Raw genomic sequence first — 16,048 nt, 5'->3', positions numbered from 1 at the left:
CAAGCTGAACAGGTTCACGCACATCCGGGCTTAGGAGAGTCTTTTGAGAGGATTCCCCCCTTAGTTTTACATCTCTTTCATCAGCGTAATCAGACCTTCCGTCTGGTTCCAGGTTACATTCCATTGCAGAAGTTCAGCAATGAAGCGAAGAGGAACCATCGTTCTGCCGTCTTTGTTAATGATGACTTTGGCGCCGACAGATTTTTGCATACCATTGACTTCCATTACATTTCTGTCAATCCAGAACTTCAACGTATCATTGCCCGCCATTACCCATACGGTGCGGGTCTGGTGATCATATTTCACTTTTGCTCCAATGCCCTCACCAAGGTAACGCAGCGGGATATATGTTGTACCACTCCTATTCGAAGGTTTTGTATCCATCATCGTTACAATTCTGTTAATGTTCAGTTCTTTGCTGTTCAGCTTCATCCATACCGTGGTCATGCTGGCGGGAATTGCTGCTTCCTGGAACTTGTCGTTGAACTGTGCGACAATCGCTCCCGACAGGGCCAATCCTACGCCGAACATCGTTTTATAGCCTGCACGGTTTGTGGTATAAGAGGCCGTATAATCTCCGGCAGCATACTGGTCCAACGTGCTCTGCACCTGACCTTCATGGGCCTTCAATGCAGTCTGTGCCGCACTTGCCGGCAGCTTCCCGGCCGTTGCAGTGCCCAGAAATTTGCCCAGTTCCATAGTGAAGCCGTCGATCCGTGCCAGAACGGCTGCACGCGCGGCAGCATCTTTGTTCTTCACTGCATTCACATAATCGCTCTGGGCAGTGATATGGTTGCCCACCCAAATCTGTTCAAAAGCATCCCCGCCAGCAGCGCCGTAGATCGAGGCAACAGCCGCTTTGAAATCAGCTGTATTGCCCGCTTCGGCGTTAATGAGAGCCTGGTAGTCGGCTTTGCCGTCGAATTGCTTCTGCATTTCCAGTACCGAGAGCGCAAAGTGCTCAGCAGCTACACTGTTCAGCGCTGAACGGAGGTCAGCAGCCTTGGTATCCGGACGGGTGTTCTGGAATTTATCCGGCATTTGCGTGGCAATTGCTGTAGACAACACCTTGCTGATCGTGAACATTTCCTGAAAACCAGTGCGATAGGTCGTGTATGCCTTGTTATAATCACCGGCTACATAAGCATCGAATATCTGCTGTACATGATTTTCATGACTGCGAATCGCTTCTTCTGCCGCTGTTTGCGGAAGTTTTCTGGCAGTTGCGGTACTCAGAAAAGCAGCAAACTCTGTGACGAAGCCCTGAACCTCCTGCTCTGCTTTTTGACGGGCGGCGGTGTCGTTCGCTTTGGTGGCCTTGACCAAATCATCCGTATATTTGTTATGTTCGCGGAAGATCCGTTCAAATTCTGTACCTCCGGCTTCGCCGTACAGCGAGGTAATCGCCGGCTGCATATCCAGAGCATTCTGGTCCAGCGCCTGATAAGCGGCAGCAGCATCCCTGGAACCGTCATAGGCTTTGGTCATCGCGGTAACCGCAAGGGCGAAATGCTCGGACAGCAGGTGATCGAGACTCGCTCTGAGCTGGGCGGCTGGTGTATCCACAACGGCTTGGGGCGGCGCTGCTGCCGCACTCGCCATCACTGGCAGCAACAGGGACAAACTAAGTACAGGGGCTAGCAATTTCTTCAGCTTCATCTTCTTACCTCCTTGGAATGGGGTGAACCTGGGCTCATGTAGAGGGTGCCAAATTGGAGAAGCGCTCGCTCATCAGCGCATACGCTTAATCCTGCTTACTCTAATGAATCGCAGAGTTTATATTTTTGGATCACCTTTTCACAAAAAAATTCAAATCAAAACCCAGGGCACCAGCAGTCCATGGATGAAAACAAAAAAATCCAACACACTAATCCTAAGTAAAATCATGGATTCCAACACATCTGCAAACTTACACTCATGTACTTACATTTTGTAAGTTATTGTGATACAATAACTTATATTCTTCCTTACATCGGATAGGAAAACACTAATACTTAAATAACAAGGGGTTTGAACGATGGACAACAATACTATAGAAGAAACATTACCGGAATTTGAATTTGGCATTTACACATTGGGGGATATTGTAACCGACTGCCACACAGGGCAGCGGATCAGCCCTCAGCAGCGTATGAATGAAGTCATCGAAGCCGCCAAGCTTGCTGATGAAGCGGGGCTTGATGTATTCGGGGTGGGTGAACATCACCGGCTGGACTTTGTGATCTCCTCAGTACCCGTGGTGCTCGCCGCCATCTCTCAAGTGACGAAGCGGATCAAGCTGACCAGCGCAACTACCGTGCTCAGCACTATCGACCCGGTGCGGGTGTTTGAGGATTTTGCTTCCCTTGACTTGCTGTCCGGCGGACGCGCGGAAATCATCTCCGGACGGGGGGCATTCCTGGAATCCTTCCCGCTGTTCGGCTATGAACTGGAAGACTACAAACAGCTCTTTACCGAGAATCTGGAGCTGCTGCTGCAGCTCAATCAGCAGGAAGTCATGAATTGGAAAGGGCATTTCCGATCCCCGCTGCACAATGCCGAGATCGCACCGCGTCCCCTGCAGCAGAAGCTTCCGCTCTGGGTCGGCATCGGGGGCTCCGCCGAGAGCGCTGAACAGGCTGGACGTCTCGGCATAGGTATGGCCATCGCCATTCTAAGCGGCAGCCCGGAGCCTTTCCAGAACCTTGCCAATACTTACCGGAAGAGCGGAGCTGCGGCCGGACATGCAGCAGCAGACCTGAAGATCGCCATCACGAGCCATGGCTACATTGCCAAGACTTCACAACAGGCGCTGGATGAATATTATCCCTACTATTACAGCTACCGCAATGCCATTAGTCCAAGCCGTAACCAGGAATACCGCGTCTCCCGCAGTGATTTTGGCCACTTCGTATCTCCGGTCAACACTCTGGCTGTCGGCAGCCCGCAGCAGATTATTGAGAAGATCCTCTACCAGCACGAGCTGTTCGGCCACAACCGCTTCATGACCCAATTGGATATTGGCGGAATTCCCTACAATAAGGTGGCTACTGCGATTGAACTGCTGGCTACTGAGGTAGCCCCGGTTGTGCGCAGAGAAATTGCCAAGAAGAGCAGCAGAATTTCGCCCGCCCGTGAACTTTAACACCGTTAATTTTTACGTCTCCGACCGGTATGATTTACCAAGCTCCGCACTTAATCCAAAGTAATGGCGGAAATTATAGATCAGCGGGTTCCAGCTTGACGGATGAATATGATGTTCACCGGCAACCAGTTCCTTATGGACATGCACCTGTGTGCTTTTCGTTTCGACAATAGCAAAATGCGGTGAATCCTCCGGAATACGGATATGCTTCACCCGCGCTTCAATCTGGATCGGGCATTCGGCGATTCTGGCTGTTTGTACCGTAGTGGATACAGCCTGCGTAAAGCCTGAATGAGCAAATTTATCCTTTTCAAAAATAAATCCGGCTCCCTTCCTTTCAACAGGGACCGGATTTTTCCCTGTCAGTCTGGCTAATCCTTCCACCTGCTCCCACTGCGAAGCATCCGGCAGATTGATCACGCATTCAGGCATCCGTTTGAGGTTTTCCAATGCTTTCCCGTTGATTCCCAGTCCCAAAATAATATGATCTCCTAAAGCCCACGAGGAGGAAATCGGACTAATATTAACGGTTAAATCCTCATTTAGTGTCGTCAACAGGATGACCGGCGTCCCGTAATAAAGAATTTTCGGATGTATCGGTACCGTTCGGTGGGTTTCTGCAAAATTATTCATCCTATAAGCTCCTCTGCAAGTGTATTCGATTCTATTGTAAAATAGAGATCTTACAATATTCATCGAAATATGGAATACAGAAGGAGGATATACGATGCAAGCTAATCCAGCCGTTGCCCGAGTGGCATCCCTGATCAGCGAACCATCCCGGGCAAGCATATTGACAGCATTAATGGACGGTGGACTCCACCCTGCCACGGAGCTGGCTTATGTAGCCGGAATCAAACCCCAGACCGCCAGCTTCCATCTTAACAAAATGGCTGAAAGTGGCGTACTCACCGTTCATACCCAGGGCAGACACCGTTATTATGGCATTACCAGTCCGGAAATCGCCCAAGTGGTAGAGCTGTTGTTATCCATCTCGCCTCCAGTGAAGGTTAACTCCCTTCGCCACTCCGTACAGGATCATGCCATGCGCGAAGCCAGAACCTGTTATGACCATCTGGCCGGAAAATTCGGGGTGCAGTTAACAGAAGCTTTGCTGCTTGAGGGGATTATAGCGGAGGAAGCAAACGGCTTCTCCATCACAGCCGCAGGTGAACTTGTCTTGGGCAGGCTGGGAATACAGCTGGATGAGGTTAGAAAATGCAGGCGCGCCTTTGCCCCCAAATGCCTGGACTGGAGCGAACGGCGTTACCATCTTGCCGGGGCCTTGGGAGCTGCTATCCTTCAACTTCTGCTGGAACGCCATTGGGTGAACAGACTCCCTCGTACAAGAGCCATTGTTATAACTGCAGAGGGAAAAAAAGGATTGGCGGCTGCGTTTCCGTCGACCTTTTCAGAACCTTTGTAAACGAATCGGTCATTTAACACAAAAAGAGGGCCCCCAGTATGTACTGGGGACCTATCCTGGTGAAGCACCGGTTAAGCAAACGAAGGCTTGGTATTGTCAACCTTCCCGCTGATGAGCTTCTTATATTCGTCGTCTCCGCCTTCAAGAGAAGGCGCAATATATACGTTCATGGTCGAAGGTGACAGCTTAGTGGGCCTTCCCGCTCCTGTCTTTCGCTTCATGCGGCCTTTGCCGCCTTCACTGCCGGTGCTGCTGTTCGCGGTTCGGCGGACAGCACTGGATAAACTGACTGCATTCTTCATATTCTTCATCGTGTCAGTCCCCTCCCACTAAATGATTGACGGTACGGAACAAATCCCGGTTGTACGACACGACCTCGGTCAGATCATCCGCAGACAATCCGTCGTTTCCGGAAAAATGAACAGAAAGGACATGCCTCTCACCTAAAGGATAGCATAGGATATATACCTCAGCAACTTCGGTACGCTGCAAAAAGGTCCATTCTTTGGCTAAAAAAGCATCCACCACACCCGGACGGGAGCCCTTTTCTTCAGTCATTGAAAAAGGATAGGAATGTCCGCGCCCCACATTACCGCCCACCTGCACCAGCCCCTCCTGCTCTCGGGCCTGCCACATAGCTGCGCCAATCACCCGGCAATGCTTGGGCGGCAGAAAGGAATTGCGGATTGCCTCGCTGAGCGCCTGATATTTCTCCCTGTCATCTGTGATAGACATATTACTATTATATTGCCAGAAGAAGTGAAGGATACTTTCTTTCCGCCTAAGTTCAAGCTTCAGATGTTCCAGCTCCTTCTGCGGATCACGGAAGCTTCCCAGCTCCTGAATGCTGTCGATTATCTTGCCGCAGCTGACATCTACGGCTGCCACCGGATTCTCATGCTGCCATTCGTATTCCAGCGGGGTGAGGCCGGATAGATCCGACAGCAAATGATACTCCTCAATATTCTCTCCCGGAATTAAATCCTTGTGGACAGGCACCTGGTCCGGAAGCAGACAGAACACGCGGCTTCGCCGCAGCCGGGCCCAGAACAAGCCCATTTCGAACTGAGTATTATCACGGGTCACATAATAGTATTTACCGCGGATCCTGGCTACATCATCCGGCGAGAACACAAACACGGCAAAATCACTCTCATCAAGATTTCGTTCCAGCGCTTCCATGGTATATTCATTTGCCCGGAAAGCATTGGCATACCACGGATTGACCTGGGCTTCCCGTTTCAGCTGCTCATGTATCGCCCGTGCGTAACGGATGGATTCTCTGGAAGATCCAATAAATAATTTCGGTCTGGTCACGTCGGCACTCCTTTGTCGTCTTCCCCGATATGTAATAATTATACAGGTGATTGCGGACCTGGAACAGAGACAGTTTTCGTAAACATCAATTTCTTTCCTGCAGCGTAAGCATCGTTGCAAGTGTCGGGAAAGTTGCGGTTTTTTTCTTTCTCAGTATAACGATCACTTCAGACTACAGATGCAGGTAAATTTGAAAAAACCGCAAGGAAGCGAACATAACAAAAAACAGGTCTGACCATAATCGACCTGTTGATTGTAACGGATTAACGTTATTTAGGTTATAAAATTAAAGCATCTTATGTGCGTACAACCAAAAGGGAGAAATCTTCATACAGGTATTACATGGGTTATTTGTGTTATTGGGTGGATGTAGGGTTCATTCTGCACTGGGTAGCCCCCCACACATGATACACTAGGGGACTGGCAAGACCATCATATTTACATGTTATCAATACCTTCCTGAAACATATCTATTGTATAATCATCAAAGGTTTCATAGCGGACGGAAAGTTCTCCTCCCCCCCTAATCCAACTAAATACTCTTTCGTCATTAACATCAGCGGAGTACATACATCGAACAAATTCTCCTGAATCTTCAATCACAATTAGCCCCATATCTAACCCTATGTTTCTCCATCTTTCAGTCGCCTTTACTACAGACGCCCCAAGATTTCCCTGAACACCTACGATTTCAACACCACATATTCCACCTGAACCATATTCTTTTAGAAATTCTCGGTAACTCTGAGGAAACTTTAAACCAAGCATTTCTTCAGCATTAAGAATATCTTCCTCTGATGCTCCTCCGAAAAAATCCCTTTCTTCACTATGTTCTTCGATCATTTTTATAATTTTCTCATTCATGGTATCCCTCTTTTCTATTCTTCATTTGCACGCATTTTCCAGTAATTGCTTCTAAAATTATTATACTGTTTTTCAAGTAACGGATCATTCCTGAAGCTATTTCCATCCTCTACCAAACCATGTAGTTGACTGCTGTACTTATCGTGGGTAGATTCAGCAATTTCAACCATACCTCCTGGCTCTTTTTGAATCAAGTGGTGCAGTTCAACTTTACTCTCCACTCCGTCTTTTGCAACATAGGGGGATTTCCCTTTCGACATTAGTTCCTTATTAGTTAGTCCGCCTGCGGCCGGATCTTTCGGAACATAGTTTTTATCAATCTCGATTTGGTACACTCTTCTTGATACATCTACATCTTTTCCTGCCACTTTAACAGATCCTTTTACTTCTACAGCAGTATATTTATCTGGTAACCAATCCAGTTGGGTTCTTTCAGAAGATAGCTTTGTGGGTTTTAGCCTACCTTCACCCGTCCCCTCAGCAATCTTACCCACCGGTTCCACCGGTTTGGGAACCGTTACCTCAGGAACCGAAACTTTTGGCTGCTTCACCCTGGATGCTGGTATTTCATTTGCCCCGGGATGGAGCGGAAGATTCCTCTTTAGACTCCCCCGAAATGATTCAATCCCTTGAAAAGTAGTGATTAAACTGCTGACTATTATACCATAGGCTTGCAGTTTAGATATTTTTTCACCGGTCCAATAGTTAGTTCCATTCTTGGCTGCTAATATTTGTTCCGTAAGGTAATCGACAGGTACATTCTCCTGATAGGATTTAATCTCTCCATTCTTAATGGCCTCGTTATACGCCATGGAGGCTTGCGCTGCCTCACGATCAGTCTTGCCATTTTTACTGAGCACCCATGTATTTCCCCAGAGTGTTTTAGTATACTCATCAAAGTTATATGTCTTTTTCCCTGTCTCTGCATCCAGTGCTAATTGACGTTCCGCTTCCTCAATCTCCAGCCGCTTTGCCTCCAACTGACTTTTTGCATTTTCTCCAGCGGGGGTTTTTTCCATCGCCAACCGCAGCAGGAGTAGATATTCCTCGTTTTGTAATAGCGGTACATGTTGAGTTGTGATCGACGGATCGTAGTCGCACGCTTGAACCGCGGGCTGCTTAAAATACACGCTCAAATCCTTCCCCGCTTCATAGTGGATCTTATCTACTTCCATGGACTCCAGCTTCTGACGTGCTTCTTCCGCCTGTCGATTCACTGCGTTCATCTGTGCCTTGTTTCCAAACTCCTCATAGATCTTATAAGCCCATTGCGCCTTTGCAATCTGATCCCGCGCAGCGAAGATATCCTTCAGTTTGCTCTGTGCTGCAATATTCTCAACGGTCCCGAGTCTAGACGTTTGGATGGTATTCCGGAGCTTCTCTACCGCAGGATCGCTATCCAGCTCATCCCGTCCCCCTAGGGCGGCAAACGAAGTGATCAGATTCGCCGCCGCCTTCTGGGCAGCCGTTGGTATCGTATACCGCCCTGCAAACGTCTGTGTTCTAAAGCTCGCAAACATCCCAGCAAATAAACTGAACCACTGGGTAAGCTGGGTTTGACGCTTGCCAGTTTTCAATTTAAATTTTGACTATCTGCGGTTTCTCTCCTGTCGGAGCGGGTAATAAGCCTTTAATCTATTCCTGAAACAAGAAAGGGAAATTTATAGCGTGAAACCAATAAAGATAAATTCACATCATTTCAAAAAAACAATATCTGCATCCATGCTGGCTGTCACCTTATTACTATCCACTACTTTGCAGACTGAATCAGTCCATGCTGCTGGAGCCTATACGGCAAAGGTCTACGCTTCTTCCCTGAACGTGCACAGTGAGCCAGCCGCAAGCGCGTCAGTCACCGGATCACTAAAAAGCGGAGCGCTGGTCACCGTAACAGAAGAGCAGCACGGCTGGCTCAAAGTACGCGCTGGTTCCGTGTCCGGCTGGGTCGCCGGATATTATCTCAAACGAACCGGCGGAACAAGTTCCGTAGCTTCGGGGACCACTGCAGCAGCAGCTTCCGTGAAGACCTCGGCCAAACCCTCTGGCAGTGCCGGCGGAAGTGCGCACGTCACCGCCTCTTCCCTACGGATTAGGGGAGGTCCGGGAACCGGGTATCACGTGCTGGGATCTTTGAAAGAAGGGGATTCTATTACTGTATTGCTTCGTCAAGGAGATTGGGCACGCATTCGTACCACGAGCGGAGAGACTGGCTGGGTATCAGGTCAATATATTGCCGGAGGAAGTACAAGCTGGAGCAGCGGGAGCAGTAATCCCAGGATTTCCGGGAGCATCCGCGGAAAGATTATCGTCATTGACCCCGGACACGGCGGAAGTGATCCCGGTATGCTGGGCACAAGCTTTGACACAATGGAGAAGGACTTGACGCTGCAGACCGCTTTTTATGTGCGGGATTATCTGACAGCCAAAGGGGCGCAGGTGAAGCTGACGCGTACACGGGGAGACCAGAAACCTTCCCTCGCCAGGCGGGTACAGATCGGGCAGCAGCTGCGGGCGGATGCTTTCGTTAGCATTCATTACAATTCTTCTCCGAAGAAGGTATCGGGGACCCTCACTTTTTTCTACTCGGAGAATAATGATCTGCGGCTGGCCCGTTCCATTGAGAACCGGCTAAGGCAAGGGATTGGCCTGAAGAGCAATGGACTATCCTTTGGGGATTATCATATTCTGCGGGAGAACAGCCTCCCGGCAACGCTGGTGGAGCTTGGTTTTCTGACCAACCGTTCCGACGAGTCCATCGTCCGCAAAGCGTCTTATCAGAAAAAGGCTGCCAAGGCGATTGCCGATGGGCTGGCAGACTATTTTGACTAAAACACAGCAATCTTACGCGTTACTCAATACTGATCTCTTTAATCTTAAGGGTATTCAGCTTACTCAAGTCTATATACTCGTCATCAACCTTCACTAAAGGGGTTTCAATATCATGGGGGTTCAAGTAGACAATCTCACCGATCCGCCCGTCTGTCAGTACCACCTCGCGGCCCACGGTGCGCTTCACGATATTCTCAAGAAATACGGATACAATATTCGGATCAAGCGCACCAAAGCTTCCCCTTCTCATCTGATCGACAATGGTATGGAAGGGAACCGGTTCATGATAAGGGCGTCTGGAGGACATCGCATGAAAAATATCAGCAACGGCTACAATCTTGCTATAGGAATCAATCTGCTCTTCTTTTAGACCCAACGGATAGCCTCTGCCATCATTCCGCTCATGGTGCTGAAGTGCTGTCAGTGTAATATGGGAATTGGCCCCTGTAGTCTCCTTCAGCATTTCATAACCCAGAATGGTATGTTTTTTGACGATTTCATATTCATCCGGGGACAGCTTGCCCGGTTTGTCCAAGATCTCCGTGGGAATCTTCAGCTTGCCGATGTCATGAAGAGTCGCGGCCAATGACAGCACGGACAGCTCTGCCTCACTCATGTTAAGCCATCTGCCGATAAGCGTGGATAATACACCCACTCCAATATTATGCTGGTACGTATAATCGTCTTTGCCCTGAATCGCACTGAACAACGCAAAAATATCGGAATTCCGGGATATTTCCTGAACCACAGGCACGACTTCCTTGCGGATATCTGCCAGAGGAACCTTACGTGAGTTTCTGAAGGATTCGAACAAATTCTTGGAGACGTTAACTACGTTATATGCCATCTCCTTGCAGGAAGGTGCCTGACCCGCCTCACCTGCAAAGATGATGTCAAGTACATTAATCTTCTGCTTGCGGATAAGCTCCAGGTGCTCTACATTCAGAACACTGTTCGCGGGGATTACTGTTACTCCATAGGCATTGATCAAGTCATTTTTTATTTTTTTGCCTAAATACCTTTCCATGCCCCGTCCTCCCGAATCAACCGAATGAATATGTAGCTTAGCTATACCTATACTATCGGTTAAAAGCAGAAAAAAGCTGAAAGGCCCGGCTGACAAATTTGCTAGAGGGATTCTCCCTGCTTACGGTATTCCCTGGGCGTTTGCCCCGTGGACTTTTTGAAGACACGGCTGAAATATTTCTCATCCTCATACCCGACCAGCTCCGAAATTTGTGACAACCGGAGATTCGTATTCTGCAGCAGCGTTTTGGCTTTGTCTACCCGGAGGCCGGTCAAATAATCAGACAGATTCTCTCCGGTGATCTGTTTGAACTTCCGTGAGACATTCTCCCTGCTGATAAAAAACCGCTCCGCAATATGCTGCAGCGTCATATCCCGGGCATAGTTCTGATGGAGATACTGCCTGATCTCCTCCACAAGCTGGCTATCCGGCGCCTGGGTATTCCCCTTGGACAAGCGCTGAATCACCGCCTTGAACTGATCCTGCCAATTCTCCACGGAGAAGAGGCCCTCGCTGTCATAGCAAATGTCTAACGAAATCTCCTCATCCGGCCGCCAACGTTTCAGGACCTCCACAATCTCTTGCTGAAGCTGCAGGAACCGGCTCTCCGTCAGCAGAGGCAGTCCCGACAACAGGTCTGACCATTCATCTACAACCCGCTCCATTTTGTCCAAGTCTCCGGAGAGCACTGCTACTCTCAGCTTGTCCAACTGAGCCTCGGAGGCGTAGTCCCTTGCAGGCCCACTCTCTTCCGAATGCTCCCGGTACAGGTGAATCCGCCCTTCCCGCTGCAGCAGATTGCGCTCGTTCAGACCCTGCCCTGCCTGGTAGAACGCCGTTTGCAATCCTTCTGGAAAGGCTGCGGGAAGGCTGAGCCCCATATCCATTTGCACACCATAGGTCTGCCTGATGGACTCATTAATGCGGCCCAGCTCTACCTCCGTCTCTCTGACGGCTGCCCAGAACAGAAGGACCAGGTTCGCCCCCCTTTGCCAGCTGCGGAAGGCGAAGCCGATCTGCTTCGGGGCAAGCACCTCATTGCAGACATTTGCCAGTACAAAAGAAGTCAGTCCCACATCGCCATGAAACCTCTGCAGTAGCCGGCAGTCCGCTCCCTGGAGTGAGATGACCGCAATTCTGCACTCTGCCGCAAACAGCGGCATACCGAGTTCTTCGCTCAGCGAATGCTTCAGCTCCTGAAAGGAAGCCTGTCCAGCCACCAGATCCGAGAGTACCTTATCCCAGTAGAGCGGACGCAGCACATTTAACTGCATATTCTTACGCTGCGCCTGCTGCCGGCCCTCCTCCTCATCCAGCCACAGCTTGAAGGCATGCTCGGCTGCAGCAATCAGCTGCTTGCTGTTCAGCGGCTTCAGCAAATAATCGGTTCCGCCGAAGACAATCGCAGGCTTCACATAGTTAAAGTCCTGATAACCGCTGATCACAATAGTCTTCGTATTCGGATAGTGGGTGTGCAGCCACTCCAGCAGCTCCGCTCCATCCATGAGCGGCATCCGCATATCCGTGAAGACAATCGCAGGCTGATGCTCCTGCATGATCTGCATCGCTTCCTGCCCGTTGGTAGCCTCATAGATATCGGTAATATGATGTTTCTCCCACGGCACAAAATAGCGGATTGCCTCTCTAACATGCTTCTCATCATCGACTATCAGCACCTTCATTACCCGCAGCCCCTTTGTGTAAATGATTGTATAAGCTGTCCAGCGGAATCATGAGCGTGACCGTTAGGCCTCTGTCTCCATTGTCGTGCAGCAGCAGCTCCGCCCCGCTGCTCATCTGTAAACGGAGCCTTGCCAGCACATTGTACAGTCCAATCTCTTCATGCTCCGTTCCTCTGTTGCCTGCAAGCAAGGCATTGATTTCCTCCAGCCGCTCAGGTGCAATCCCTTTACCGTTATCCTTGACGGCAAGCACTAACCGGCCCTGCGTATCCACCGCGCAGGCGATGGAAATGAGCCCGCCCTGGATGCCGTCCGCGAAGCCATGCTTGAAGATATTCTCCACGATAGGCTGCAAAATCATTTTGGGCACCACTACCTCCAGCGCTTCCTCTTCAGCATCGACATCTAGGTGCAGGTTCTCTTCCCCAAACCGCTCTGTCTGCAGGATAACATAGTTCTGCACATGCTCGATTTCGTCGCGAAGCGGCACCTGTATGCGTTCTGTATTCATGGAATAACGCATCATACTGCCAAGTGAATAGATGAGATCATATACCTTCGGCGCATTGTACCGCAAGGACAAACTGGCGATAGACTGCAGGGCATTATACAGAAAATGCGGATTGACCTGGGCCTGCAGGGCCTTCAGCTGGTTGGTCTTGTTCGCCAGCTCCAGCTTGTATTCCTTGAGGATCAGATCATTGATCGTCCGGGTCATGCCGGTGATTTTGCGTGTTAGCAGGCCGAATTCATCTTCCCGTTCCACATCCATATGCGCATCGAGCTGCCCAATCTGCACCTTCTGGGTGAAAGAGATCAGCTTCTTGATCGGTCTGGTGAAGCCAATAGAGATGAGCACCGCGCTGATTCCGCCCACGAACAGAAACAATATGCCAATTCCGGCATTGAACCGGGTGATGATCCTGGCATCGCCGTACAAATCCTCGTAGGGAACCAGCTTGATAATACTGCCCTTAAACAGAGGGTCTTCTATATGCCGATACATGACAATTCCCTCAAATCCATCCTTCTTCCAGGTAAAATGGCCGCTGCCCTTGCTTCCGGGAAGCTGGCTCCAGCCTGCCTTGAACGGCTTGCCAATCCATTTGGAGTCGGAGGCGAACAGTGCCTGACCCTGATCATTCAGCACATAAAGACGTTCCGTATCGGAATTGTACATGGATTTGACGATCCCCTCCAGCTCTGTAAGGCGGTAGTCGACCGACAGATCCGCCAGAACCTCCGCACTTGGGGTTTTGTATATGGGGAAATGGGCAGTAAATACCGGTTCAATCCCCGGCTTCAAATTAGGGAACCCGGACTTCATCCCGTATTGGTGATCCATATGTGTGACCTCAATGTAAGGACGGTATGTTCCTTCCAGGTGCTTCTCCAGGGCATAGCGGCTGTTTACCTCCCGGCGGAAATATCCGCCGAGCAGCAGATTGGACTGCTGGACCGCCCGCACATACAGATGAATCTGAAAGGTGTTCCGGTCGGAGAGGAACAGGTTATACATCTGGGTGGAGATCACTGCTCGGGTATCGGGAACAGCGGTGCCGGGCGGAACATCTTTCTGGCTTTTGGAGGTGAGCAGTGTGGTATAAAAAGAGCTGGGCACATTGATCCCGCTATACAGCGACATTGCCCGCTGACTCATACCGCTGAAATAGCTGCTCAGATTCGCCTCTCCGAGGGTCAGCAGCTTTGTGTTCTGCTTCACTGACTGTTCGGTAACCGATTGCTTGGTATACAGATAAGAGAATGTAACCGAAATGGCTGATGGAATCACCGAGGCCAGCAGCACAAGCGCCATGAGCCGGGTCCGGATGCTGTTTTTGAACATGATTAGGCCTCCTGGAAATTTGGTTAGCATCCGCTGCAATATAATCCACTTTTATCATCATCAAATTGAGTGTTGATCATTCCTGCCTGTTCCTATAATGAAGGTGTGAACCCGTAGATTAACTATACAAAGGAGACTCCATATGAGAAAAACTCTGCGCCTGCAACGAGGCTGGGGACAGCAAATTATCTTCCTCTGGCCCGCCCTGCTCTTTTTCCTGACCATTGTGGTCACACCCTTCATCCTTGGCTTCTATTACTCCTCCACCGACTGGAACGGGCTGGATCTGAACAAAGCGGTCTGGACGGGTGCGGCCAACTGGAAACGAATTTTTACGAATGACGACAAGTTCTGGGAATCCTTGCTATTCACCTTGCGCTTCACCATCGTATCCGTGATCGCTGCCAACGTGCTGGCACTCCTGCTCGCATTCCTGCTGATGACGACGCTGAAGACCAAGAAGGTACTGCGTACCATCTTCTTTATGCCCAATGTGATCGGCGGTATTCTGCTGGGCTACATCTGGCAGTTTATTTTCACCAAAGGTTTCGCCACGATTGGCGACATCACCGGCATTTCCTTCTTCAAGCTCCCTTGGCTGGGTACGCCGAGCACCGGATTCTGGGGTCTGGTCATCGTGTTCGTCTGGCAGACTGCCGGGTATATGATGGTGATTTACATCGCCGGACTGGCTGGAATTCCGAAGGACCTGATCGAAGCGGCCAAAATCGACGGCGCACGCGCTCCACAGCTGTTCAAAAGCGTCTATGTCCCGCTGATTATGCCAGCCATCACCATTTGTCTGTTCCTGACCACTTCGAATGCCTTCAAAATGTTCGATCTCAACCTGTCACTGACCAAAGGCGGACCCGGTACCTCCACCCAGTCGCTCGCCTATAACATTTATGCGGAAGCGCTGATCAACAACCGTTATGGACTCGGCACCGCCAAAGCACTGCTCTTCTTCTTCGCCGTCTCCATAATCACTGTCACCCAGGTCTGGATCACTAAACGGAAGGAGGTATCGGCATAATGCAGAGCAGCAGATACCGTCTCAGTAATTTCATTCTGGAAATCGCCGCCATTCTTCTGGCTCTTGTGTTCCTGTCTCCGTTCTACCTAGTACTGAGCAACTCGGTGAAGGGACTGAAGGAAATTCTGATGGATGCCGCATCCTTCCCGCAGGTCTACCAGTGGGATAATTACTCCAAGGTATGGGACGCCATCAATTTCCCTCAGGCATTCTGGAACTCGCTGCAAATTACGGTCCTGAGCGTGATCTTCATCGTGATGTTCAGCTCCATGGCCGCTTACCAGATCGTCCGGAAGCCGTCGCGTTTCAATTCCTTTGTATTCCTGCTGCTCGTATCGGCAATGATCATCCCGTTCCAGTCCCTGATGCTGCAGTTGGTCCGGGTAACCAGCATACTGGAGCTGCGCGGTGAATTATACGGCATTGTCGCCTGCTATCTCGGCTTCGGGATGCCGTTGTCCGTGTTCCTGTTCCACGGCTTCATTAAGAGTGTGCCCATTGAGCTGGAGGAAGCAGCCCGGGTCGACGGCTCTAGCCCATATGGAGTATTCTTCAAAATCGTCTTCCCGCTGCTGATGCCTATTATCGTAACTGTTATTATTCTGAACACACTATGGATCTGGAATGACTACCTGCTTCCGGTGCTTGTGATTGGAGGCAACAAGGATCTGACCACATTACCGGTGGCGGTGACCAAGTTCTTCGGCCAGTACACCAAGAAGTGGGATCTTGCCCTCGCGGGTCTGGTTATGGCGATTACGCCAATTCTCTTGTTCTTCCTGTCGCTGCAGCGTTATATTGTTGAAGGTGTGACCGCCGGCTCCATTAAGGGATAACTCCTTTGCAACAATATCCACCTTTTCGAGCAAAATATTAAGTGTAAGTCCAATCGTATATCCA

At 50.0% G+C, this 16,048-nt stretch carries 14 protein-coding genes; 5 read left to right on the top strand and 9 right to left on the bottom strand.

Annotated features, from left to right (window positions below; all coding sequences use genetic code 11):
• Window positions 1-66: 66 nt before the first annotated feature.
• Window positions 67-1,659, bottom strand: a complete 1,593-nt coding sequence (locus A3842_RS28155; RefSeq protein ID WP_074103502.1) for a stalk domain-containing protein — start codon at window positions 1,657-1,659, stop codon at window positions 67-69.
• 358 nt (window positions 1,660-2,017) lie between these two features.
• Here A3842_RS28155 and A3842_RS28150 point away from each other — a divergent pair, with 358 nt between their 5' ends.
• Window positions 2,018-3,124 (top strand): LLM class flavin-dependent oxidoreductase, encoded by a 1,107-nt coding sequence (locus A3842_RS28150; RefSeq protein WP_074103501.1) that lies wholly within the window; start codon window positions 2,018-2,020, stop codon window positions 3,122-3,124.
• Between the two features lie 12 nt (window positions 3,125-3,136).
• On the opposite strand, the gene A3842_RS28145 is transcribed toward A3842_RS28150, so the two are convergent.
• Entirely contained in the window at window positions 3,137-3,757 is a 621-nt protein-coding gene (locus A3842_RS28145) for a flavin reductase family protein (protein WP_074103500.1), read from the bottom strand.
• Window positions 3,758-3,851: 94 nt separating this feature from the next.
• Between A3842_RS28145 and A3842_RS28140 the strand changes: the two genes are divergently transcribed.
• Entirely contained in the window at window positions 3,852-4,550 is a 699-nt protein-coding gene (locus A3842_RS28140) for an ArsR/SmtB family transcription factor (protein WP_074103499.1), read from the top strand.
• Between the two features lie 71 nt (window positions 4,551-4,621).
• Here A3842_RS28140 and A3842_RS28135 read toward each other — a convergent pair whose 3' ends face one another.
• From A3842_RS28135 to A3842_RS33515, 4 genes are all read right to left on the bottom strand, one after another.
• On the bottom strand, window positions 4,622-4,861 hold the full coding sequence (locus A3842_RS28135) for a hypothetical protein (RefSeq protein WP_074085027.1): 240 nt from the start codon (window positions 4,859-4,861) through the stop codon (window positions 4,622-4,624).
• 4 nt (window positions 4,862-4,865) lie between these two features.
• Window positions 4,866-5,867: a TIR domain-containing protein gene (locus A3842_RS28130; protein WP_074103498.1), complete on the bottom strand. Its 1,002-nt coding sequence runs from the start codon at window positions 5,865-5,867 to the stop codon at window positions 4,866-4,868.
• Between the two features lie 438 nt (window positions 5,868-6,305).
• Window positions 6,306-6,731: an SMI1/KNR4 family protein gene (locus A3842_RS28125; protein WP_074103497.1), complete on the bottom strand. Its 426-nt coding sequence runs from the start codon at window positions 6,729-6,731 to the stop codon at window positions 6,306-6,308.
• Between the two features lie 14 nt (window positions 6,732-6,745).
• Window positions 6,746-8,308: an HNH/ENDO VII family nuclease gene (locus tag A3842_RS33515; protein ID WP_256701906.1), complete on the bottom strand. Its 1,563-nt coding sequence runs from the start codon at window positions 8,306-8,308 to the stop codon at window positions 6,746-6,748.
• A 91-nt stretch (window positions 8,309-8,399) separates the two neighbouring features.
• On the opposite strand from A3842_RS33515, the gene A3842_RS28115 reads away from it, so the two are divergent.
• A complete protein-coding gene (locus A3842_RS28115) occupies window positions 8,400-9,560 on the top strand; it encodes an N-acetylmuramoyl-L-alanine amidase family protein (protein WP_256701905.1) in 1,161 nt (386 codons plus the stop codon).
• Between the two features lie 19 nt (window positions 9,561-9,579).
• Here the strand turns inward: A3842_RS28115 and A3842_RS28110 are convergent, their stop codons facing one another.
• The 3 genes from A3842_RS28110 to A3842_RS28100 form a co-directional block, all read right to left on the bottom strand.
• Window positions 9,580-10,587 carry an HD-GYP domain-containing protein gene (locus A3842_RS28110; protein WP_074085030.1) on the bottom strand — a complete coding sequence of 336 codons (1,008 nt, stop codon included), beginning with the start codon at window positions 10,585-10,587 and terminating at the stop codon, window positions 9,580-9,582.
• Window positions 10,588-10,688: 101 nt separating this feature from the next.
• On the bottom strand, window positions 10,689-12,269 hold the full coding sequence (locus A3842_RS28105) for a response regulator (RefSeq protein ID WP_074103496.1): 1,581 nt from the start codon (window positions 12,267-12,269) through the stop codon (window positions 10,689-10,691).
• Entirely contained in the window at window positions 12,247-14,115 is a 1,869-nt protein-coding gene (locus A3842_RS28100; protein ID WP_074103495.1) for a sensor histidine kinase, read from the bottom strand. The genes A3842_RS28105 and A3842_RS28100 overlap by 23 nt, the downstream gene beginning before the upstream one ends.
• A 142-nt stretch (window positions 14,116-14,257) precedes the next feature.
• Here A3842_RS28100 and A3842_RS28095 point away from each other — a divergent pair, with 142 nt between their 5' ends.
• Both A3842_RS28095 and A3842_RS28090 read left to right on the top strand, forming a co-directional pair.
• Window positions 14,258-15,148 (top strand): carbohydrate ABC transporter permease, encoded by an 891-nt coding sequence (locus A3842_RS28095; protein WP_074085033.1) that lies wholly within the window; start codon window positions 14,258-14,260, stop codon window positions 15,146-15,148.
• Complete coding sequence (locus A3842_RS28090) at window positions 15,148-15,984, top strand: carbohydrate ABC transporter permease (RefSeq protein ID WP_074085034.1); 837 nt, start codon at window positions 15,148-15,150, stop codon at window positions 15,982-15,984. The genes A3842_RS28095 and A3842_RS28090 overlap by 1 nt, the downstream gene beginning before the upstream one ends.
• Window positions 15,985-16,048: the final 64 nt, after the last annotated feature.

The sequence above is a fragment of the Paenibacillus sp. P3E genome, assembly GCF_001909045.1.
Lineage (GTDB): Bacteria > Bacillota > Bacilli > Paenibacillales > Paenibacillaceae > Paenibacillus_AQ > Paenibacillus_AQ helianthi.
Note: the sequence above shows the minus strand (reverse complement) of the source record. Positions and strands in the feature narration are given on the sequence as shown.

Coding starts and splice junctions, on each gene's coding strand:
- A3842_RS28090 (WP_074085034.1), top strand. CDS start 15,148: ATGCAGAGCAGCAGATACCGTCTCAGTAATTTCATTCTGGAAATCGCC.
- A3842_RS28135 (WP_074085027.1), bottom strand. CDS start 4,861: ATGAAGAATATGAAGAATGCAGTCAGTTTATCCAGTGCTGTCCGCCGA.
- A3842_RS28105 (WP_074103496.1), bottom strand. CDS start 12,269: ATGAAGGTGCTGATAGTCGATGATGAGAAGCATGTTAGAGAGGCAATC.
- A3842_RS28145 (WP_074103500.1), bottom strand. CDS start 3,757: ATGAATAATTTTGCAGAAACCCACCGAACGGTACCGATACATCCGAAA.
- A3842_RS28140 (WP_074103499.1), top strand. CDS start 3,852: ATGCAAGCTAATCCAGCCGTTGCCCGAGTGGCATCCCTGATCAGCGAA.
- A3842_RS28100 (WP_074103495.1), bottom strand. CDS start 14,115: ATGTTCAAAAACAGCATCCGGACCCGGCTCATGGCGCTTGTGCTGCTG.
- A3842_RS28095 (WP_074085033.1), top strand. CDS start 14,258: ATGAGAAAAACTCTGCGCCTGCAACGAGGCTGGGGACAGCAAATTATC.
- A3842_RS28110 (WP_074085030.1), bottom strand. CDS start 10,587: ATGGAAAGGTATTTAGGCAAAAAAATAAAAAATGACTTGATCAATGCC.
- A3842_RS28125 (WP_074103497.1), bottom strand. CDS start 6,731: ATGAATGAGAAAATTATAAAAATGATCGAAGAACATAGTGAAGAAAGG.
- A3842_RS28155 (WP_074103502.1), bottom strand. CDS start 1,659: ATGAAGCTGAAGAAATTGCTAGCCCCTGTACTTAGTTTGTCCCTGTTG.
- A3842_RS28150 (WP_074103501.1), top strand. CDS start 2,018: ATGGACAACAATACTATAGAAGAAACATTACCGGAATTTGAATTTGGC.